Annotated in this window: 20 protein-coding genes; 8 read left to right on the forward strand and 12 right to left on the reverse strand. The window is 70.8% G+C overall.

What is annotated here, in order from left to right; all coding sequences use genetic code 11:
* Positions 1–145 precede the first annotated feature (145 nt).
* On the forward strand, positions 146–1,111 hold the full coding sequence (locus tag Dfulv_RS13410) for an alpha/beta fold hydrolase (protein ID WP_259863244.1): 966 nt from the start codon (positions 146–148) through the stop codon (positions 1,109–1,111).
* An 83-nt stretch (positions 1,112–1,194) separates the two neighbouring features.
* The gene (locus tag Dfulv_RS13415; RefSeq protein WP_259863246.1) at positions 1,195–2,730 is read left to right on the forward strand and encodes an FAD-dependent monooxygenase; all 1,536 of its coding nucleotides are present in this window, start codon (positions 1,195–1,197) and stop codon (positions 2,728–2,730) included.
* A gap of 40 nt (positions 2,731–2,770) precedes the next feature.
* Here Dfulv_RS13415 and Dfulv_RS13420 read toward each other — a convergent pair whose 3' ends face one another.
* From Dfulv_RS13420 to Dfulv_RS13435, 4 genes are all read right to left on the reverse strand, one after another.
* On the reverse strand, positions 2,771–4,141 hold the full coding sequence (locus Dfulv_RS13420; protein WP_259867659.1) for a GH1 family beta-glucosidase: 1,371 nt from the start codon (positions 4,139–4,141) through the stop codon (positions 2,771–2,773).
* Between the two features lie 260 nt (positions 4,142–4,401).
* Positions 4,402–5,991: an ABC transporter permease gene (locus tag Dfulv_RS13425; RefSeq protein ID WP_259863247.1), complete on the reverse strand. Its 1,590-nt coding sequence runs from the start codon at positions 5,989–5,991 to the stop codon at positions 4,402–4,404.
* Positions 5,988–6,908: an ABC transporter ATP-binding protein gene (locus Dfulv_RS13430; protein WP_259863248.1), complete on the reverse strand. Its 921-nt coding sequence runs from the start codon at positions 6,906–6,908 to the stop codon at positions 5,988–5,990. The genes Dfulv_RS13425 and Dfulv_RS13430 overlap by 4 nt, the downstream gene beginning before the upstream one ends.
* Before the next feature lie 5 nt (positions 6,909–6,913).
* Positions 6,914–7,597, reverse strand: a complete 684-nt coding sequence (locus Dfulv_RS13435) for a TetR/AcrR family transcriptional regulator (RefSeq protein ID WP_259863249.1) — start codon at positions 7,595–7,597, stop codon at positions 6,914–6,916.
* Positions 7,598–7,783: 186 nt separating this feature from the next.
* On the opposite strand from Dfulv_RS13435, the gene Dfulv_RS13440 reads away from it, so the two are divergent.
* On the forward strand, positions 7,784–8,191 hold the full coding sequence (locus tag Dfulv_RS13440; RefSeq protein ID WP_259863250.1) for a four-helix bundle copper-binding protein: 408 nt from the start codon (positions 7,784–7,786) through the stop codon (positions 8,189–8,191).
* Positions 8,192–8,230: 39 nt separating this feature from the next.
* Here the strand turns inward: Dfulv_RS13440 and Dfulv_RS13445 are convergent, their stop codons facing one another.
* The 3 genes from Dfulv_RS13445 to Dfulv_RS13455 form a co-directional block, all read right to left on the reverse strand.
* The gene (locus Dfulv_RS13445) at positions 8,231–9,997 is read right to left on the reverse strand and encodes a sensor histidine kinase (RefSeq protein WP_259863251.1); all 1,767 of its coding nucleotides are present in this window, start codon (positions 9,995–9,997) and stop codon (positions 8,231–8,233) included.
* A gap of 208 nt (positions 9,998–10,205) precedes the next feature.
* A complete protein-coding gene (locus tag Dfulv_RS13450) occupies positions 10,206–10,733 on the reverse strand; it encodes a GAF domain-containing protein (protein WP_259863252.1) in 528 nt (175 codons plus the stop codon).
* A 185-nt stretch (positions 10,734–10,918) separates the two neighbouring features.
* Positions 10,919–11,122: a hypothetical protein gene (locus tag Dfulv_RS13455; RefSeq protein ID WP_259863253.1), complete on the reverse strand. Its 204-nt coding sequence runs from the start codon at positions 11,120–11,122 to the stop codon at positions 10,919–10,921.
* Between the two features lie 252 nt (positions 11,123–11,374).
* On the opposite strand from Dfulv_RS13455, the gene Dfulv_RS13460 reads away from it, so the two are divergent.
* The 3 genes from Dfulv_RS13460 (at position 11,375) to Dfulv_RS13470 (ending at position 13,219) form a co-directional block, all read left to right on the forward strand.
* Positions 11,375–11,908 carry a MarR family winged helix-turn-helix transcriptional regulator gene (locus tag Dfulv_RS13460; protein ID WP_259863255.1) on the forward strand — a complete coding sequence of 178 codons (534 nt, stop codon included), beginning with the start codon at positions 11,375–11,377 and terminating at the stop codon, positions 11,906–11,908.
* 199 nt (positions 11,909–12,107) lie between these two features.
* Positions 12,108–12,479: a hypothetical protein gene (locus tag Dfulv_RS13465; RefSeq protein ID WP_259863256.1), complete on the forward strand. Its 372-nt coding sequence runs from the start codon at positions 12,108–12,110 to the stop codon at positions 12,477–12,479.
* 278 nt (positions 12,480–12,757) lie between these two features.
* Positions 12,758–13,219 carry an SPW repeat protein gene (locus Dfulv_RS13470; protein WP_259863257.1) on the forward strand — a complete coding sequence of 154 codons (462 nt, stop codon included), beginning with the start codon at positions 12,758–12,760 and terminating at the stop codon, positions 13,217–13,219.
* On the opposite strand, the gene Dfulv_RS13475 is transcribed toward Dfulv_RS13470, so the two are convergent.
* A complete protein-coding gene (locus Dfulv_RS13475; RefSeq protein ID WP_259863258.1) occupies positions 13,210–14,322 on the reverse strand; it encodes a sigma-70 family RNA polymerase sigma factor in 1,113 nt (370 codons plus the stop codon). The genes Dfulv_RS13470 and Dfulv_RS13475 overlap by 10 nt on opposite strands.
* A gap of 411 nt (positions 14,323–14,733) precedes the next feature.
* Here Dfulv_RS13475 and Dfulv_RS13480 point away from each other — a divergent pair, with 411 nt between their 5' ends.
* Entirely contained in the window at positions 14,734–15,633 is a 900-nt protein-coding gene (locus Dfulv_RS13480) for a DMT family transporter (protein ID WP_259863259.1), read from the forward strand.
* A gap of 172 nt (positions 15,634–15,805) precedes the next feature.
* On the opposite strand, the gene Dfulv_RS13485 is transcribed toward Dfulv_RS13480, so the two are convergent.
* The gene (locus Dfulv_RS13485; RefSeq protein ID WP_259863260.1) at positions 15,806–16,714 is read right to left on the reverse strand and encodes a DMT family transporter; all 909 of its coding nucleotides are present in this window, start codon (positions 16,712–16,714) and stop codon (positions 15,806–15,808) included.
* A gap of 24 nt (positions 16,715–16,738) precedes the next feature.
* The gene (locus tag Dfulv_RS13490; RefSeq protein ID WP_259863261.1) at positions 16,739–17,893 is read right to left on the reverse strand and encodes a glycosyltransferase; all 1,155 of its coding nucleotides are present in this window, start codon (positions 17,891–17,893) and stop codon (positions 16,739–16,741) included.
* A gap of 75 nt (positions 17,894–17,968) precedes the next feature.
* On the opposite strand from Dfulv_RS13490, the gene Dfulv_RS13495 reads away from it, so the two are divergent.
* Entirely contained in the window at positions 17,969–18,721 is a 753-nt protein-coding gene (locus tag Dfulv_RS13495) for an SDR family NAD(P)-dependent oxidoreductase (RefSeq protein WP_259863262.1), read from the forward strand.
* A 2-nt stretch (positions 18,722–18,723) separates the two neighbouring features.
* Here the strand turns inward: Dfulv_RS13495 and hpnH are convergent, their stop codons facing one another.
* On the reverse strand, positions 18,724–19,728 hold the full coding sequence (hpnH, locus tag Dfulv_RS13500) for an adenosyl-hopene transferase HpnH (protein WP_259863263.1): 1,005 nt from the start codon (positions 19,726–19,728) through the stop codon (positions 18,724–18,726).
* Positions 19,725–20,678, reverse strand: coding sequence for a 4-hydroxy-3-methylbut-2-enyl diphosphate reductase (locus Dfulv_RS48795; protein ID WP_406568014.1), 954 nt, complete (start codon positions 20,676–20,678; stop codon positions 19,725–19,727). The genes hpnH and Dfulv_RS48795 overlap by 4 nt, the downstream gene beginning before the upstream one ends.
* Positions 20,679–20,727 lie beyond the last annotated feature (49 nt).

Genomic DNA, 20,727 nt, shown 5'->3' on the forward strand with positions numbered 1-20,727 from the left:
TGCCTGCCTCCGTCTGGCCCGGGTCGCGTCGTAGCGCCGGAAGTCTCCGCGGACGCGTGAGGCGACGAGCAAGCCCCACTCCGACGCCGGAAATGGACAGACGCGCATCCGTCGGCGTCTACCTAATTATCTCACGAGCACTATTTTGGACTACCAGGGGTTGTGGCATTTGCCTTATTCGGTTATCGCTACGGTGCCCGGCATGCTTGCTGGTGACGAGAAGTTCGTGAGTTCCGGACGACTGCGGCTGTGGACGGAGCGGTTCGGCGACCCCGGCAAACCCGCCGTTCTATTGATCATGGGTACGTCGACGCAGGGCATCGGCTGGCCTGAAGAACTGCTGGAAGCCCTCGTAGACAGCGGTCGGCAGGTCATCCGGTTCGATCACCGCGACACCGGCCGTTCCGACTGCGTCGATTTCACGACAGATCCGTACGCCCTCGCCGACATGGCAGCCGACGCGGCAGCGGTCCTGGATGGTCACGGTGTTGCAGCCGCCCACATCGTCGGGACGTCGCTGGGCGCGGCGATCGGGCAGTGGCTGGCCGTGCACCGTGCACCCCGGGTACGCACCCTGACGGCGATCGCGACCTCGCCGATGGGCCACAACCCGGGCCCGGCCTGGGCGCGGGCGATGGCAGGTGAACCTGCCGTGGCCGCCGAACTACCACCCCCGACCGCGTCGTTCGTGAACCACGTGCTGGTCTCGGCGCGGGCGCCCCGCACCACGCAGCAGGAGCGCCTCGACGCCGACGTGCAGACCTGGCGGATGCTCAACGGTGATGTTCTGCCTTTCGACGAGGCCGCCGCGCGGAGTTTCGTCGAACGCTGCTACGCCCGAGCCGGCAACTTCGCTGCCGCGTTGCATCACAATCTCGCCGGGCGGCGCTTCGACGACGACCGGCGTGCCCCTCTGTCCGCCGTCACCGCCCCGACGTTGGTCGTGCACGGCAGTGCGGATCCGCTGTTCCCGCCGGCCCACGGTGAAGCACTCGCGGCACAGATCCCGGGCGCGCGACTGGAGGTGATGCCCGGCATGGGGCATCACCCGTTCTTCTCACCCGGTCTCACCCAGCAGACCGCTGACTTGATCGTCCGTCACACAACCTGACGCCCGAGTCATGACCGCGTGGGTAGCGACCCGCCACTGCCGGCGGGGTCCTGCGCGGCGAACCCGACCGAATGGAGAATCCGATGAATGTCGATGTGATCATCGTGGGTGGCGGCCCTGTCGGGCTGTTGCTGGCCGGTGAATTGATACTTGCCGGCGTGCGTCCGGTCGTGCTCGAGCAGTTGTCCGAGCGCAGCACCGCGTACAAGGCCAACGCCTTGGTCGGTCAGGTCGTCCGCTTCCTCGACCACCGGGGGTTGTACCAGTCCTTCGGCGGCCGCGGCGATCGGCCGCAGCCCGCTCCCGCGTTCCTGTTCGGTGCGCTGCCCTTGAAACTGTCCGGCCTGGCCGAGAATCCCCTCTACGGCCTGCAGATCCGTCAGGCGCGCCTCGAATCGCTGCTGGAACAGCGGGCCCGGGATCTCGGCGTGGACCTACGACGCGGACACCGGGTACAGGAACTGCGTCAGGATGACGATGCCGTGACCGTGCAGGTGCAAGGCCCTGACGGCTGCTACGAGATGCGCACCGGGTATCTCGTCGGATGCGACGGCGCCCGCAGCGGGGTGCGCAAGATGATCGGCGTTTCGTTCTCCGGCTTCACCGATCCGAGCATCATCTCGCGTGCCGCACATGTGACCGTGCCGGCGTCATCGATCAGCACCGATACCGCCGACATTGCCCTGCCGAGCGGTGACCGGATCGGCCTGTACGCCTGGCACCGCACCGAACGCGGCGCCTACGTGGTGGTGCCGCACGAGCCCGGCGTGTTGATGGTGTCGGTGATCGAGTGGGACGGGCCCCCGATCACCGGCGAGATCCCCGTCAGCATCGAGGAGGTGCGCGCCAGCCTGCACCGGGTCCTCGGCCAGGACCTGCCGCTTGCCGCACCAACCACTCCGGGGCCGCATCTGCTGCGCCGCGTGTATGTCGCGAACACCCGGATCGCGGACTCGTACCGTCACGGCCGGGTGTTCCTCGCTGGAGATGCCGCCCACGTGCATTCCGCGGTCGGTGCGCCCGGACTCAACCTCGGGCTGCAGGACGCGGCCAACCTCGGCTGGAAACTCGCCGCGCAGGTGCACGGCTGGGCGCCACCCGGACTGCTCGACAGCTACCACGCCGAGCGCCGTCCGGCCGCCGAACGGGTCACCATGCACACCCAGGCCCAGCTGGCGCTGATGTCCCCCGGACCGGCGGTCACCGCCCTGCGCCAGGTCGTCGCCGAACTGCTCGAAACCCCCGTTGTCACCGGACAGATCACTGACCTGCTGGCCGGCTCGGATGTCCGCTACCGGACGCACCCCGGCACACCCCATGCGCTGACCGGCCGGTTCGCCCCTGACCTCGATCTCCGTATCGGGTCCCGCGACACCCGCCTCGCCGAACTCATGCGTCCGGGCCGGCCGCTGCTGGTGGACCTCACCGACGCCAGCCACCTCGCCGACCTGACCGGCCCATGGCGCGACCGCGTCGACCTCGTCACCGCCCACGCACCGGCACCACCCGCCGACGCCCTTCTCATCCGGCCGGACGGCTACGTCGCGTGGGCCCTCGGCCCGAACGGCAACGACCATCTCCTCGAGGCGCTGGGAACCTGGTTCGGCGACCCTCAATGACCCTTCGCCGACCAACCCCGAACCCGCACACCAGGGCAGATCAGGTCCGATGAGAGCTCACACCGTTGCGGGCGATCACCGTCTGGTACCAGTCGGCGCTGGCCTTGCGGGTGCGCTGCTGGGTCTTGTAGTCGACGTGGATGATGCCCCAGCGCTGGGAGTAGCCCTCGGCCCACTCGAAGTTGTCCAGCAGCGACCAGAGGTGGTAGGTCTCCAGCCTCACGCCGGCCTGGATGGCGCGGTGGGCGGCGACGAGGTGGTCGTGCAGGAAGGTGATGCGGTCCTGGTCCTGGGTGGCGTTCTTCGTCGGCATCCCGTTTTCCGTGATGATCAGCGGGATGTCGCCGTAGTCGCGTTTGATCCGGGTCAGCAGGTCGAAGAGCCCGTCGGGGTCCACCTCCTGCCACGTCGCCTGCGACGTCGGGTGTTTCATGACCCGGCTCCCCGTGCCGGTCACGTGTGTAGGGCCGTAGTAGTTGACCCCGACCAGGTCGTTCTTCGCGCCGATGACGGCCAGGTCGCCATCCTTGATCGCCGCGCGTAGCGGCGCGTCGGCGGGCTGCGTGGCCAGCCAGTCCTCCGGATAGCGCCCCAGCAGCACGGGGTCGAGCCAGCGGCGGTTCTCCTCGGCGTCGGCGACCGTCGCCTGCCTCCGCGCCGCATCCGACTCGTCGGCGGGATAGGTGGGCGACAGGCTGAGGGCGGGGCCGATGCGGCCTTCGGCGGTGGTACCGCGCAGTGCCTGCACCGCCAGGCCGTGTCCGAGCAGCAGGTGGTGGCCGACCACGTTGGCCAGTTGCCGGTCCCGCTTGCCGGGGGCGTGCACGCCGGCGGTGTAGCCGACGTCGACGACGGTCTTGGGTTCGTTGAGTGTGAGCCAGGTCGGGACCTTGTCGCCGAGTGCGGCGAACATGGTGGCGGCGTAGTCGGCGAAGCGTTTCGCGCAGTCGCGGTGTTCCCAGCCGCCGATTTCCTGCAGGGCCTGTGGGGTGTCCCAGTGGAAGAGCGTGGCGACCGGTGCGATGCCGCGGGTGAGGAGTCCGTCGACGAGTTTGTGGTAGAAGTCGAGGCCCTTGGTGTTGGGGGTGCCGCGGCCGGTGGGCAGGATCCGGGACCAGGAGATGGAGAACCGGTAGGAGGTCAGGCCGAGGTCCTTCATGATGTCGAGGTCTTCGGCGAAGCGGTGGTAGTGGTCGGCGGCCACGTCGCCGGTGTCCCCGTCGCGGGTGCGGCCCTGCTCGTGGCTGAACACGTCCCACACCGACGGCCCGCGTCCGTCCTCGGCGGCGGCGCCCTCGATCTGGTACGCCGAGGTGGACGCTCCCCAGCCGAAACCCGCCGGGAAGACCAGTTCCGCCGGGTTCGTTTTCGCCGGGTCCGTGGAGGCGGGCGCGCCGTCCGTCAGGGGCATGGGGCCGCGCGCGCAGCCGGCGACCGCGCCCACGGCGGCCAGGGTGAGTACATCTCGCCGTCGCATCGGGCGAACCTAGCGCGAGCCGGGCTATACCCACAAAAATCGCCCCGAAGAGTGATGTTGACCGCGAAACGCCAGCTTTCTCGCGAGGGGCGACCGTTCGATCAGCCCTTTGTCAGCCGGCCCGGAACAGGGCGACGTCCCGGCGGTCGAGGGCCGCGCGAGTCGAGTCGCGCGGCCCTCGATCCGGGCGTGCTTCACGCCACCGGCATGTCCCTCCGGCGCAGCCCGGCGAGGCCGGCCACGCCCAGGGCGGCCGCGATGACGGTGAGCCACAGCAGCGGCGTCACGGTGAACGCGGCGCCGGGCAGCTTCGGCACGTGCGCGAACGGGGTGAGGTCGACGACCCACTGGCTCAGTCCGAACAGCGCGCCGAGCTCGAGGAGCAGGACGGACACGATGAGCGCGGCCCAGGTCAGGGTGCTGAGTCTCGGTGCCAGGCCGATCAGGGCGATGCCGAGACCGGCCAGCACCCAGGCGGCCGGCAGCTGCACCAGTGCGGCGCCGAGCAGCCGCCCGACCTGCCCGCCGACGTCGTGGACCTGCGCGCCGTACACGAGGCCGCCGCCGATGCCCGCCACGGCCAGCAGCAGCGCCGTGCCCAGCAGCGCGAACGCCAGATGGCTCGCCGCCCAGCGCAGCCGACCCACACGCGTGGCCAGCAGCGCCTCGACCCGCCCGCTGCTCTCCTCCTGGCGCAGCCGCAGCGTCGCCTGCACCGTGTAGGCGGCGGCGACCATGCCGGTGACGCCGAAGATGGCAGCGAGGAACGCGTCGGTGAGGCCGCTGCGCCCGCCCAACCGGCTCAGGATGTCGGTCAGCTGCTGGTTCGGCGACTCCAGGTTGCCGATGCCGACGGCGGCGCCGCCCATGACGGCCCCGGTCAGCGCCAGCCCGACGGTCCAGCCGAGGAGCAGGCCGCGGTGCAGCCGCCAGGCCAGCGCGAGCGGGCTGCGCAGGGCGGGGGAGGCCTCGGCGGGACCGGGCCGCTCCGGCAGCAGGCCGGCGCCCACGTCCCGGCGACCGGCGAGCGCGTAGCCGACCGCGGCGAAGACGGCCGCGAACCCGGCGAACAGCAGGGCGACCCACCACCGTTCATCGGCGTACGGGCGCAGGTGCAGCGCCCAGCCGGTCGGTGACAGCCAGCTCAGCCAGGTCGGACCGGTGTCGCCGACGGCACGCAGCAGGTAGGTCCCGCCGAGGACGGCGCCGGCGATGCCGCTGGCCGCCCGAGCGCTCTCGGTGAGCTGCGCGGCCGCGGCCGCGATCGCGGCGAACAGTATCCCGACGAGGCCGGTCGCGAGGCCGAAGGCCACCGAGCCGACGACCGGCAGTCCGGTCGCCAGCAGCCCGAGCGCGCTCAGTACCGCGATGGCCAGGTTCGCCAGCACGGTGACCAGCAGGGCCGCGGTGAGCGGCGCGTGACGCCCGATCACGGTGGCGCGGATGAGCTCCAGCCGGCCGGTCTCCTCCTCGGTCCGGGTGTGCCGCACGACCGTCAGCAGGCTCATCAGCCCGACCAGGATGAACTCGGTCACGCCGATCTTCCACGCGGTGAGCCCTCCGATCGACACGTCGAACAGCGGGCCGCTCAGCGCGACGAGCGACGGGTTGGTGAGGACGCCGCTCACCGCGCGCAGGTCCTCCTCGGTCGGGTAGAGCTTGAAGTAGTTGGCCGCGGTGGCCATCGGCAACACCGCGAGCCCGGCCACCCACACGGTCAGCCGGACGCGGTCGAGCCGCAGCGCCAGTCGCGCCAGGGCGCGCGTGCCGGTCAGCGAGTTCACCGGGCCACCCCTGTCCGCTGCTTTCCGTCGGCCTGGGTCCGGTCGTAGTGGCGCAGGAACAGCTCTTCGAGCGTCGGTGGCTGGCTGGTCAGGCTCCGGATGCCCACCGCGGTGAGCTCCCGCAGCACCGCGTCGAGCGCGGCGGTGTCCACGTCGAAGCGCACGGTGCCGTTGTCGGTCCGCAGGTCGTGCACGCCGGGCAGCGTGTCGAGGCCGGTCGCCGGCCCGGCGAGGTCGACCTGGATCGAGGTGCGGGTCAGGTGCCGCATGTCGGCGAGCGTGCCGGTCTCGACCGCCCGCCCCTCGCGGATGATGGTGACCCGGTCGCAGAGCGCCTCGACCTCGGAGAGGATGTGGCTGGACAGCAGGACGGTGCGGCCGTCGCGGCGTTCCTCGGCGATGCAGTCGCGGAAGACCTCCTCCATGAGCGGGTCGAGGCCGGAGGTGGGCTCGTCGAGGATGAGCAGCTCGACGTCGGAGGCGAGAGCGGCGACGAGGGCGACCTTCTGCCGGTTGCCCTTCGAGTAGGTCCGGCCCTTCTTGCTCGGGTCGAGGTCGAAGCGCTCCAGCAGTGCGGCGCGGCGCCTGGCGTCGAGGCCGCCGCGGAGCCGGCCGAGCAGGTCGATGACCTCGCCGCCGGACAGGTTGGGCCACAGCGTGACGTCGCCGGGCACGTAGGCGAGGCGGCGGTGCAGGTCCGCGGCGTCGCGCCACGGATCGCCGCCGAGCAGCCGGGCGGCGCCGCCGTCCGGGCGCAGCAGCCCGAGCAGGACCCGGATGGTGGTGGACTTCCCCGCGCCGTTGGGACCCAGGAAGCCGTGCACTTCCCCGGTCTGCACAGCCAGGTCGAGCCCGTCGAGCGCACGGGTGCGCCCGAACGTCTTGACCAGTGCGTCTGCGCGGATCGCCTCGGTCATGTTCCTCATGCTCCTTCGGCCGCGGGGTCGGTCCCCGTGGCGGTAGGCGGATTGGGTGCCCGCAGCGACGCCATCGCCTCACGTGCCTTCGCGGCGAACTCGGCGTCGAGCAGCGAGTGGGAGTAGAAGTCGGCCAGCGCGCCCGCCATCCGGAGGTACCCGTCGGCGGTGAAGACGTCGACGCCCAGCGCGCGGGACACGTGGTCGTGCATCGCGAGAATCCCGGACTGCATGCCGACGAGCACCGCGGCGTATGCCCGGTAGTCCTCGGTGATATCCGGCGCGTACTTGCTGATCCACTGCTCGGTCAGCGTCACCATGTCGTCGAACAACCCCGCGGCGGCGGGCGAGCCGTCGAGCAGGGCCCGGGTGACGTACTTGTACAGCAGCACGATCGTGGGATGGACCGACGGCAGGAAGGCCGGGTTGGCCACCTTGCCCTCGAGGAGGAGCTCCTCCTTGATCCGCATGAGCCGGTCCAGCGCGTAGGCGTCGCACTCCTCGCGCAGCGCCTCCTTGGACCCGAAATGGTGCCGGAGCAGGCCCGGTGACACACCGGCCAGTTGGGTGATGTCGCGGACCGTCGTGCCGTCGATGCCGCGCTCGGCGAACAGGCGGATCGCGGCGTCCCTGATCCGTGCCCGAGCGGTCAGGTCCTCGAGTGTCGGATCGCCGACCGGGCGTTTCATGATCCGCACCTCCATATATAGACGTATGGCGAGCTATTCGACCCAGTAGCTGACTATACGCTCGTATAGCGCCGTCGCAAGACGGCTGTGCGGGCGGGAACACCGGGACCGCCGCCGGGCGGGTTTGAGGCGGCCTTGCCGTGGTAGATCCGTGCGGTCGCCGTACCTGACATCGGGAGGATCGCCATGTCGCAGACCCGGGAGCTGCTCGACACGCTCGCCGTGAGTTTTCGTCCGCAGGTGGGCAGCGAGCAGCTGGCGAGCGTGATCGATGCGATGGCGGCGTGTGAGGAGGCCGCGACCGCCTGTGCGGCCGCCATGGTCGCCGAGGACGACGTGCGGGCGCTGCAGGACGCGATCATCCGGGATCTGAACTGTGCGGACGTGGTGGCGGCAGCCCGTCGGGTGGTCAGCCGTGGCGGCGATGCCACGTTGCTGGGTTCGTTGCTGGAGACGTGTGTGATGGCGTGCGAGCACAGCGCCGAACTGTGCGGCAGGCACGCCCACCATCACGACCACTGCCGGATCTGCTCGCAGGCGACGCTGCAGTGTGCGGAGGCGTGCCGGGCGGTCCTGCGCGGGCTGCACGGTTAGTGCGGTCCTGTCGCGCGTCGATGGTGGACCGGGTGGCGTTCACACCTCGTTGATCGGAATCTTGACCAGGACTGCTGTGCCGTGTCCGACGGGGCTCACGATCTCCATGTGGCCGCCGAGGGCCTCGACGCGGTCCTGCAGGCTGATCAGTCCCGACTCCTTGCTGAGGCTGGCTCCGCCGATACCGTCGTCCTGTATCGAGAGCCGGAAGACCGCGGCCTCCGCCTCGGCGTTGACGTGCACCATGGTGGCTCGGGCGTGCTTGGCGGCGTTGGCGAGCGCTTCGGACACGACGTAGTGCGCGGCCACCTCGGTATGTTCGGGCAGTTGCCGGTCGATGTTCAGGTGCAGTTCCACCGGGATCGCGCTACGGCGGGCGAGCCACTTGATCGAGGCGCCGAGCCCGCCCTTGGCCATGATCGCCGGGTGGATTCCCCGCGAGACCTCCTGCAGGCACTCGAACACGCCGTTCAGGCCCTGTGCGGTGTGCGACAGCTGCGCCTTGTACTTGTCCAGCTCGGGCGGCATGGATGCCTCGATCATGCTCAGTTCGAGCCCGAGCGAGACGACGCGTTGCAGCGCGCCGTCGTGCAGATCTCGTTCGAGTTGCCGCCGAGCGTTGTCGGTGGCGGTGACGATGCGGGCGCGCGAGGCGGCGAGCTGCGCTCGACTCTCGGCGTTGGCGATCGCGGTCGCGATGAGGTCGGTGAAGTCGGTCAGGCGCGCTTCGGTGGCGGTTGGTATCGGCTCCGCCGTGAACGACACCACGACGGCCACGCCCCAGAGGCAACCCTGAACCATGACGGGAACGCCCGCCGCCGACCGGATACCCAACCCGCGCACCGCTGCCGCCGGGTCGGCGGCATGCTCGTAGTCGTCGATCCGGGTCGGGCGCCTGGTGCGGAAGACCCTCCCGACGACGCTGTCGCCTTCGAGCGAGACGGACATCGGGCCACTCGCCTCGCCGAGGCCCGCCAGGTGGATGGCCGTGCCGTCCGGCTCGTAGCGCATCAGCGCTGTGTGGAACGGACCGAGGGTCCGGCGGAGCTCTTCCGTCACCGCGTCGAACACGTCGGTCGGTGAGGCTCCATGCGCGACCAGTGTGGCCACGCGCCGCAACGCGACTTGTTCCTCCATGAGCCTGGTGGACTCTTCGCGACTCGCCTTCAGCGAGTCGGTGATCGCCTCACGGTCACGTGCCGCGCACAACAGCGACTCCAGCTGCGGCGCCACCCGTTGCCGCAGGCGCTCCAGTGTGTGGTTCGGCAGATCGGCCGGAACCAGCAGGGTGCCCAGGCGCGAAGTGCCGTCGTGCAGTGGGAACGCGGCCCGTCGCTCGTCTCCTGGCACCGCGTCGAACTCGATCGCCGCGGAGCGCAGTTCGAGCGCTTCTGCGAGCCGCTGTGCGGCCGGGCCGAGCTCCGAGCGCAGATCGTCGGTGCACAACATTCTTCTGGCCAGCTCGGCGGCGAGGTCGGCTTCCCGGCGGCGTTCGGACGCCTCGGCGGCGCCGGACCGGGCCAGGTCTGCCAGCTTGCTGGTCAGCAGCCCGGTCACGATGAAGAGCGCGACGACCAGCAGGTCCCGGTGCGCGGCGAATTCGAACACCCCGTAGGGCGGGATGTGGAAAAAGCTGAAGGCGAAGGCGCTGGCCACCGCCGTCGCCACGCTGAGCCCGGCGCCCCACAGCGTCGAGACGAACAGGATGCCGCAAAGATAGACCACGGCCCGGGCGCCCGTTGGAAAGTTCTCCCTGAGGGGAAACAGGACGAGGGTCTCCGCGGCGATGAACGCCACGGCGGCCACCAGTCCGAGCCAAAGCGGCGGCCTCGGCCTCAGCAGCAACGGAACCAGGTTTGCGCGCACCGGCGACCGTCTTTCACCGTGCGCCAACACGCGAAGCCTGTGCCGACCCATCACCGCCGGATGCGAACCGTGGATCGCCGGGCGTGCTGACGCGGCTTCCTGCAAGGGCATTCTACCGCTAAAGCGATGAAATCAGGCTAATTCACCCCTACGGCGGTGTGCCCGCGGTCCCCGAGCTCACCGCCCGCCGGGCGCTGTCCGCTGACGTCATGAGACGTGCCAGCGCTGCGCCGGCCGCCTCGGCAAGTGACTGGAGTCGGGTCAGTTCCTCGTCGGTGGCGCGGTGCGGCTGGATCCAATAGGCGCCGATCGCCCCGAGCGGGTCCTCGACGCGCATCGGGACGATGACGAGACTCTTCACGAACGTCGGCCGGTACGCCTCCTGCGGGACCCGCTCGTCGACCTGGATGTCCGGCACGACGGCCGGTCGGCGATTGAGCATCGACCAGCCGCTGATGCACTGCTCCACAGGAAATCGCTGCCCCTTCCACAGGGGGCTCACCGCGTCCTCGTCGGCGTAGAAGCAGTACCCGTTGCGCAGCAGGACCACGGTGGACCCGTGGGCGTTCGCCACGCGCCTGGCGGTGCTGCGGATGATCTGCTGGAACTGCTCCAGGCCCTGGACCAGGGCCAGGTCGCTCACTGCCGCGTGCAGCAGCTCGATCTCGCCCGTCATCGAGCGTCCTTCCTGTCGCGATGTCGCACGTCCGGGAAGGACGACCTTGCGACACGACATCGGCCTTCGAGTCCCATTGATACGGCCAGGTTGTCTCGCCCTTCGCAAGGCGTTCTCATCCTTTCCGGATGATCGCCGCCGGATCCCCGCGCCCGGTGCGGCACTGCCTAGTGCGGACGTGGTGTTCACCACCACGTGGGCAGTCGGTGCTCCTGCGACTGCCTCCCCCTCTGGCCGGGGTGGGCGATGTGCCCGGCGAGGCTGCACGCCGCGTCCACGATCGCCCTGATCGGTGTGCCGATCCAGTCGAATTCGGACACGGCGAGGTGTTCGACCTGTTCGTGCACCCGTTGCCGGTTGCGTGGGACGGGTGTCGGCTGTGTGGTCATGAGGTCCTCCGGCCGACTGCGCGGCTGACCGGTGTCGTTCCGGCGTTTCAGGAGCGCGCATCGGAAACGCGTGCCGTGCGGTGCGCCCCGGGCCGGCACAAATGCTTGCGTAGCGCAATTATTGCTCATTGCGTGGCGTTGCGACCACGGCTGAGGCGTGGTGATGCCACGGATGGCACCGATGGGCGATCGGGTGGTGGCATCGGGCAGCAGCATCGGACAGACACGCTGGGATGATGCAATCATGGCAGTATGCAATCTTATCGCCCTCAGAGCGCCGAGATCGCCGTGCAGGCGCTGATGCTGGCCAGCCGTGCTTTCGTCGGCCTCACGGCCCGTTCGCTGGCCGCCGTGGAGGGTGAGGTCACGCTGCCGCAGTTCCGTGCCCTCGTCGTGCTGGCCGTGCGCGGGCCGCAGCGCAGCATCGACATCGCCGACGAGCTCCAGGTCAACCCGTCGACCGGCACCCGCATGCTGGACCGGCTGATCCGCAAGGGGCTGGTCCGCCGGGTGCGGTCGACGGCCGACCGGCGGGTCGTGCGGGTGCGGCTGACCCGGGCCGGTCACGACGTCGTGGAGCAGGTGATGGCCCGCCGTCGTGCCGACCTGGAGCGGCTGGTCGCCGAGACGGCCCACCTGTGGCAGCCGCCGGTGACGGAGGCGTTGACGGCGTTCGCCGAGGCGGCCGGCGAGGTCGGCGAGCAGGACTGGTGGCTCGGCTGGGCCGCGTACAGCGCCGACGTCGACGCGGCCGACCAGACGGAGGGCGAGCCGGCCACCGCCTGATCCCGCCGCATCGGTGACCCGTAGGGCAGGCGCCAATATTTGCATAGTGCAAAGGTGGTTATGCGCCCAGTTTCGGGGAACCAACATATTGAGCGGATGAGGAGGTCGGCATGGACCGCAAGGGCAAGCACCACATGACCCGCGTCCGCGGTCACCGGCCGGGCAACGCCGCGGACGGCCCCGGTGGAGGGAGCGGGCGGTGATCGCCGTGGTGCGCGACCGCCGTGGCGGTGCCGTGCCCTGGCGGCTGGTCCGCGGGACGGACGCGGGCGGCGACGTGCTGGCCGAGGTCGCCACGGTGACCCGGCGGTCCACCACCGGCGTGATCGAGGAAGACCGCGAGGGCTGGCGGCGGGCCGTCGAACGGCTCCGCGACGGTGCCGGGACGCTGACCGTCGTCGCGACCGGCGACGGTCACTTCCGGTGGAGGCTCACCGACACCCACATGGCGCTCATCGCCGCGTCGCCGGCGGTGTACCGCGACCCGGGCAGCTGTCGCAGGGCCTTCGCCACCGCCCGCCGCGCCGCGCGTGCCGTCGTGGGCGACGCAGACCGCGGCGCCGGATCCTGAACCCGCACGGGAACGTCCGCGCCGGACCGATCAGTGGAGGACCCATGCGTGCGCTGACCGTCCGTCCGCCGCCCAGAGGACGCAGGCTGCCGTCATGGCGCCGCTTTGCGGTCAACGACGTGGTCGGCCGACGTGCGGCCGACGAGGCTCGCTGTTGCTGAGCCACCTGGTGCTTGGGTGTCGACCCGGCCGATGTGCGAGCCCACGAACATTCCGGCGGTCGGAGGGGTAGCTGAGAACTGCATAGGACGACGCAGATGCGGTTCAGGAGGTGCGTCATGTCCGACGTGTCCGAGTACAGAGAGATATCCGAGCACCCAGATGTCGCCGAGATGCGTCAGCGGTACGAGCGGATCACCGCCAGCAGCCAGGCGACCGTCATCGACGGTCTCGTGCTGCTGGCCGGCGCGTGGCTGGCCATCTCCCCGTGGGTCGTGCATTTCAACACGTCAGCGCCGAGTGTCACGATCAATAACTTGATACTGGGGGTCCTGGTGGCTGTGATCGCGCTCGGCCTCACCTGGACGCCGGCGCGGATGTACCGGCTGAGCTGGGCGATGGTGGCGGTTGGTATCTGGGTCATCATCGTGCCCTTCGTGACCGGGCAGGTGAGTGCCGGCGTCGTCTGGACCAACGCGATCACCGGCGGTGTGACTGTCCTGCTCGGCCTCGCCGCCGTGGGGACGCTGTTGTCGACGACTATGGGGAGTGACCGATCGGCATTGGCGCGTCAGCGGTGAGCATGGTGGACGTCGTGGCGCCGCCCGCTGCGGGTGGGCGCCACCGACGTGCGGCACCGACCCCGACACCGACCCCGACACCGGTCACGGCGTGTGCTGCCCCCACGGCGGTGCTCACGAACCGTCGGGATCACAGCGTCAGGGCCGAGCGGTGGGCCTCGAGCCGAGGGTCGCGCTCGGTGCCGCCGGGCGCGGGCTCGAGCCGGCGCTGCCGGGCAGCCGTTCCGTCCCGGCGGCGCAGCGCGCCATGGCATACCGGCCGGCCGGGCGGGAGGTGGGTGCGGAGCCGGCGCGGGTGTTCGACGGTGTCCCTCGTGCCACTGGCGCGGCCGCGTGGCGGGGCTCCGGGCCGGCCGGCCGTCGGTAGCGGTGCGGCGGTGTTCGGTGGGTTGCGGTGCGGCGCCGTCCAGCGCGGCGCGCAGCCGGTCGAGCGCGGTGCGGAGCAGCCGGATCACCTGTGCGGGCGAGCAGCCGACCTGTTCGCCGATCTCCTCGTACGTGCGGTTGCCGTAGAAACGCAGGATGACGACCTGGAGTTCCCGCTGAGGCAGACGGCGCAGCTGCGCGTGGAGGGCTTCACGATCGTCGATCGCGCCGGTCTCGTCGGTGTTGTCGGCCAAGGTGTCGGCGATCGTGGAGCCGTCGTCGGACAGGTCGGCGGGTCCGTCGAGGGACAGCATGTGCTGTTCGTGCAACACCCGCAGCGTGCTCGTCACGTCGGATTCCCTGCACCGCATTGCGGTGGCCGTCTCGGCGACGGTGGGATCGCGGCCCAGGTGTTGTGTCAGCCGGTCGCGGACGTCGGTCATCCTGGCGAGGAGCTCGCCGTGGCGCCGGGATGTGTGCAGTGACCAGCGGTTGTCCCGGATGTAGCGCTTCAGCGCTCCCGCGAGGGTGGGGGTGGCGTACGCGGAGAACGGCACGCCGCGTCCGGGGTCGAACCGTTCGGCGGCCTCGACGAGCGTGAGCGCCGCGACCTGGCGGATGTCCTGGGCGCGTGGATCGCGGCGGTACCGTGCGGCGACCTTCTCGGCGAGCTGTAGATGCCGCACGACAAGGCGGTTGCGCAGGGCGACCCGCTGTGTGGTGTCCGCGAGCCGCATCGCGGTGAACGCGGCACCGCATCCGGGATCGCCGCATCCGCACCCGGGACCGGCCGTGACCGTGCCCGTTTGCCGTTCGCGGAACCATGGGTTCACGATGCCGTGATCCCTTCCTCGGGCCAGGCGACGAACACACCCACCCTACCCATCATTGCATAGTGCAAACATTGCATAGCGGATCACGCCGACGGCGCCGGGTCGTGCAATCACCCAGTGGTGGCGATGGCCCGGCCCTTGCCGCGGGTAGCGTGGGTCACGGTGACAGTCGGTGGCGCTCGTTGCGGTGTCGAGCGCCACTTCCTCATCCAGGACCAGCGGCGCACGTGGCCCGGTTCGATGACGCGAGGAGGAACGGCGGGTATGACAGCGGCACCGGATGTCCGGCACCGCGCCGTCGGATAGCTCGCGGCGATGATCTACGCCTTGGCGGTTTGCGCCGCGGCACTCAGCGGCATCGGCAATGCGATCCAGCAACGCGTGGCGGCACGTGCGCCGGCCGGAGACACACTGCACTGGCGGCTGCTGGGACACCTGCTCCGGCAGCGGCTGTGGCTGAGCGGTCTCGCCGTCGCCGTGGCCGGCAACATCATGACCGGGGCGGCATTGGGCATCGGCACCGTCACGCTGGTGGAACCGCTCACGGTCACGTCGCTGCTGTTCGCACTGCCGGTCGCGGCGCTCTGGAGCCGCTACCGGCTCGGCCGCCGCGAATGCGTCGGCGCGCTCGCGGTCGTCTTCGGCCTGGCCGCCTTTCTGGTGGCCGGCCAGCCGAAGCCGGGTCAACGGACGGATGCTCCGCTGTGGCAGTGGGTGCTTGCCGCCGGGGCGATCGGGCTGGTCACCTGGGGGCTGGTCCATGTGGCCCGGCGGATGCGTCCGCAGCAGGAGGCGTCGGTGCTCGGCCTCGGCGCCGGCATGCTGTTCGGACTCCAGGCGGCGTTGACCAGCACCGCCGCGCACCGGCTGTTCAGCGACGGGCTGCGGGCGGTGCTGTTGTCCTGGACGCCGTACGCGATCGTGGCGGTCGCCGCGGTCGGCATACTGCTGGCGCAGAGCGCGTACAAGCTGGCGCCGCTGTCGATCTCCTATCCGGCGGTGACCGCCGCGGAGCCGCTGGCCGGGATCGCCATCGGGGTCGGTGTTCTCGGCGGCGCGCTGCGGATCGGGCCGCTGGCGGTCGTCGCACAGATCGTCGCGTTGGCGGTGATGACCGCAGGCATCTACGCGGTGGCCGCTTCGCGGCTGGTCGAGGCGCACCACCATCACCGGTTCCACCCTCCCCATCTGCACATCGGGTCCGGTCACCGCTGAGTAGGGCACGAATCCGGTCGGCAGCCCGAGTGTGCGCACCGGCGTGGTCACGTTGTGCCTGGCCGGGTGTTGCGCAAGTGCCGCGCCCACTCCCCCTGAACGTACGCCGTCCTCGACCGTGACAACCAGGTGATGCGCCGTGCTTTCCGTCGAGGCCCGGATCAAACAGCCGTCAGCTCGTGTCCGGTCCGCGCTGTGGCGCCGGGCCGGGTTTTCCGTATCCCGGTTGCTGTTGGCGGATGTCCGAGCGGGTGGTGGCGGCAAGCCAGATGCCACCGACCATGGCGAGCACGGCGACCACTTGGATCGCGAGCCGTGGCCCGTCCGTGGAGATCTTCTCGTGGAAGGCGGTCACGCCGATCACGACGCTGACGGCGGGGTCGAGGATGGTGATCGCGGTCAGCGGCACGGCGATCCGCGAGGTCTGGAAGGCGTTCTGGTTGAGGGTCACCGCGGCGAGCCCGACGATGATGAGCGCATAGGTCTGCCCGCGAGCGAAGATCGCGAGCGGCTCCGTGGACAGCTGTGCGGTCAACGCTTTGAGCAACGAGGCGGCGACGCCGTAGAGCAGGCCGCTGGCGACGCCCAGCAGCACGGCCCGGACCGCGTTGCCGGCACACCACGCGGCGACCAGGCACGCCGCGAGCGCGGGCCCGGCCCAGAGCGCGACGCCCAACCAGCCCGCCACCGACGGCTCGGCAACGCCGGGCTGGGGCTGGGCGGCGAGCAGGAACGCGGCCAGGCCGGCGCCGCCGAGCGCCACCACGGCGTAGTCCCGCGTGTGGACGCGTCGATGGTTGAGGGCAGCCGACAGCGGTATGGCCAGGAACAGGCCGGTGATCAGCAGCGGCTCGACGAGGACGAGCGGCCCGAAGCTGAGCGCCAGGGCCTGCAGCCCGGTGCCGATGCCCTCGGGCACCCAGGCCAGCAGCCATCTGGGCCGCCGTATCAGGCGTAGGAGCAACCGGGGATCGAGCGGCGGCGCCCGCTCTTCCTGCTTGGCCTCGCTCTGCTCGAGCGTGGCGCCGACGGCGAAGGCAGCCGCCGAACCCAGCGCGGCGACAACAGCGACGACGTTCATGACGCCCGGCCGCCGGCGCCGACGTCACCGGTGGCCGGCATCGTCACCGACGAGCGACGGCTGTCCGCCGGCGGCGATGTCGGCGATTCCGGTCGCGGGATCCGTGGCGAACAGCGCCAGCCCGGCGTCGCGAGCCTGTCGGCCCCGCTCGCCGACGACGACCTCGGCGAGCGCCCGTCCGAGCTCGTCCCGGCCGCGCACCAGGGTGGTCACCCCGGCCTCGGCCATGGTGGCCGCGCTCGCCCTGCCGTGGCCGGGTAGCGGCCGGTACGTGATAACGGGCAGCCCGCAGGCCATGGCTTCAAGGGCGGTGAGTCCGCCGCCGTTCTCCACGAGCACGTCGGCGGCGTGCAGCAGCTCCGGCATGTCGTCCACCCAGCCGAAGACGTGCCCGATTCCGGCCCGCAGCATCCGGCGCCGCAGCGCCGTGTTGTGTCCGCAGACCGTGACCGGGATCGCGGCACCCGTGGCCGCGATCTCGGTGGCCGTCGTGGCGACCTCGCCGACACCCCACGCGCCGGCGACGAGCAGCGCGAGCCGGGCGTCCGGCGGCAGGCCGAACCGTTGCCGGGCCTGCCGCTTCGTCGACGCCGAAGCCGGGCGGCACCGGGCGGACACCAGCCGGCCGGCCACACGGACATCGGTCGCTCCGTAGGCGAGAGCCTGGACGCGACTGGTCTCGTGCGCCGCGTAATGGACGTCGACGCCGGGGGAGAGCCAGATCGGATGCACGGCGAAGTCGGTCAGGTAGGTGATCACCGGTACGGCGAGGTGTCCGTCGCGGCGCAGCGAGCCGAGCAGCTGGCTGGCGATCGGGTAGGTCGACACGACCGCGTGGACGTCGGCGGGCAGTGCCCGGCGCATCCGTGAACGCACAGGGCGCAGCAGGGCGCGCGTGATCGGTCCGGCGCCCCGGAACCGGCAGGCGATCGCGAACAGGCCGTCGTAGACCCACGGCAGCCGCAGCAGCATGCCGTGGTACGTGCCGCGCAGCAACCGCCCGAGCCGCCACGGAAAGACGTCGGTGACATCCATGCAGTCGACCAGGAAACCCCGGTCGCGCAGCCGGGCCGCCAGCTCGCGGGTCGTGCCGTCGTGCCCGGCACCGACGCTGGCCGAGATCACCACGACGCGGCGGCGCAGGTCGGCGCGGACCGGACCAGACTCGGTGATGGACACGCCAGGCGCTCTACCGCAAAAGCGCGTGGTTCTAACCCTCGGACATTGTTGGAAGCTGGAAGAAAGGGCAATCCGATGCGGATCGCGGGCCGGGTCGCACTCGTCACCGGCGCCTCTTCGGGTATCGGCAGGGCTGCGGCGCTGCGGCTGGCCGAGGCGGGCGCGCGGCTGGTCCTGCACGGCCGGGACCGGCGGCGGTTGTCGGCACTGGCCGGACGCACCGGCGGGTTTCCGGTGCCGGGCGACCTCGCCGAGCCGGAGGAGGCGGGCCGGCTGGCGGCAGAGGCGGGCCGGCTCGCCGGCGGTGTGGACATCCTCGTGAACAACGCCGGCGTGGGCTGGGCCGGACCGTTCAGCGGGATGGCGCCGTCCGACATCGAGCGGCTGGTCGCGGTCAACCTGGTGGCGCCGATGCGGCTCACCCGGGCGCTGCTGCCGGCGATGTGCGCCCGCCGGGACGGGTGCGTGATGTTCGTGACGTCGATCGCCGGCCGGACGGGCGTGGCCGGCGAGGCGGTCTACGCGGCGACCAAGGCCGGCCTCGACAGCTTCGCCGAAAGCCTGCGGCTCGAGACGCGTGGCTCAGGCGTCGGGATCGGCGTGTTCGTGCCCGGGGTGGTCCAGACCGAGTTCTTCCAACGCCGGGGGCGGCCGTACGAACGGCGCAGCCCCCGGCCGCTGCCCGTGGACCGGGTCGCGGACCTGCTGGTCGAGACGATCGCGACCGGCGCCGCCGAGCGGTACGCACCCGCCTGGCTGCGGCTGCCGGTCGCGGTCCGCGGGGCGGCCCCCGGACTGTACCGGTGGCTGGCCGCCCGGTTCGGCTGACGCTACCCGGCGCGCAATGCCCGCAGCGACTGCTTGAGCGACGACATCGTCGCCAGCACGGCCGTCGGTTCGTAGCCGCAGTGGGCCATACAGTTGGCGCATCGTGCGTCACGACCCCGGCCGTAGCGCTGCCAGTCGGTGGTCTCCACCAGCTCCCGGTAGGTGCTGACGTATCCGTCGGCCATCAGGTAGCAGGGTCGCTGCCAGCCGAACAGCGAATACGACGGCACGGCCCAGGCAGTACACGGGAAGTCGATCCGGCCCTCAAGGAAGTCGAGGAACAGCGGGGAGTGGCTGAGGCGCCAGCGTCGCCGCCGGCCGTCGGCGAAGGCCTTGCGGAACAGCTCGCGGGTCTGCTCGACACCGAGGAAGTGCTCCTGGTCCGGGGCCTTCTCGTAGGCGTACGCCGGGGAGATCATCATCTCGTCGACCTGGAGCTCGTCGTTGAGATGGTCGAGGACGTCGACGACGGTCTGCGGGGTGTCGGTGTTGAAGAACGTCGTGTTGGTCGTGACGCGGAACCCGCGCCGCTGCGCCTCCCGCACGGCGGCCACGGCCTCGTCGAACACGCCGTCCTTGCACACCGAGGCGTCGTGACGTTCCCGAAGGCCGTCGATGTGGACGGTGAACGAGAAGTACCGCGACGGCCGGAACTTGTCGATCTTCTTCGGTAGCAGGACGGCGTTGGTGCACAGGAACACGTACTTCTTGCGCCGCACGAGCTCGGCGGCGATGGTGTCGATCTGCGGGTGCATGAGCGGCTCGCCGCCGGCGATGGACACCATCGGCGCGCCGCACTCGTCGATCGCGGCGAGTGCCTGTTCGACGGGCATGCGGCGCTTGAGGACGTCGGCCGGGTGCTCGATCTTGCCGCAGCCGGCGCATTTGAGGTTGCAGGCGAAGAGCGGCTCCAGTTCGACCAGCAGGGGGAACTTCTCGCGGCGTCGCAGTTTCTGCTCGACCAGGTACCGGCCGATCCGCAGCCGCTGCTGCAGGGGAATGCTCATTGCCGTACCTCCTTGGGCAACATGAACCGGACGTCCTCGCTCACGGCGGTGTGCTCCTGGACCGACTGCGCGCCGAGCCCGGACAGCGCACCGACGACCTCGTCGACGAGGACGGGCGGTGCCGAGGCGCCGGCGGACACGCCGACGGTATGGACCCCGGCGAGCCACCGCAGGTCGATGCCGGCCGCGCCGTCGACCAGATACGCGGGCGTTCCGGCACGTTCGGCGACCTCGACCAGGCGGCGGGAGTTCGACGAGTTGACGGAGCCGACGACGATCATCGCGTCGCAGGCGGCCGCGACCTCGGACACCGCGCGTTGCCGGTTGGTCGTGGCGTAACAGATGTCGTCGGACGGCGGGGCGGCCAGGTCGGGAAACCGGTCCCGCAGCACCGCGACGACGTCGGCGACGTCGTCGACGGCGAGGGTCGTCTGGACCAGGTAGGACACCCGTCGCGGGTCGTCGACCCGCACCTGCTCGGCGTCCCGGACGTCCTGGACGAGGCGGATCCGGTCGGGCGCCTCGCCGAGGACGCCGTCGGTCTCCTCATGGCCGGCGTGCCCGATGAGCAGGATGGTGTCGCCGTGTTCGGCGAACCGGCGGGCCTCGTTGTGCACCTTCGTGACGAGCGGGCAGGTGGCATCGACGGCGGACAGCCGCCGTGCGGCGGCGGCCGACCGGACCGCGGGCGAGACGCCGTGCGCGGAGAACACGGTCACCGCTCCCTCCGGAACGTCGTCGACGTCGTCGACGAAGACCGCGCCGCGTCCGGAAAGGTCGGCGACCACGTGCGTGTTGTGCACGATCTGCTTGCGGACGTACACCGGCGGTCCGTGCAACTCGAGGGCGCGCTCCACGACGAGGATGGCGCGCTCCACCCCGGCACAGAACGAACGGGGTGCGGCGAGCAGGACACGGCGGACCGTGGTGGCAGCCGCCCACTCATCCAGTCCGGCGGCCACGGCGGGCAGGGCCGCCAGCGCCGTACGCAGATGCCCC

The sequence above is a fragment of the Dactylosporangium fulvum genome (genome assembly GCF_025137375.1).
GTDB classification, from domain to species: domain Bacteria; phylum Actinomycetota; class Actinomycetes; order Mycobacteriales; family Micromonosporaceae; genus Dactylosporangium; species Dactylosporangium fulvum.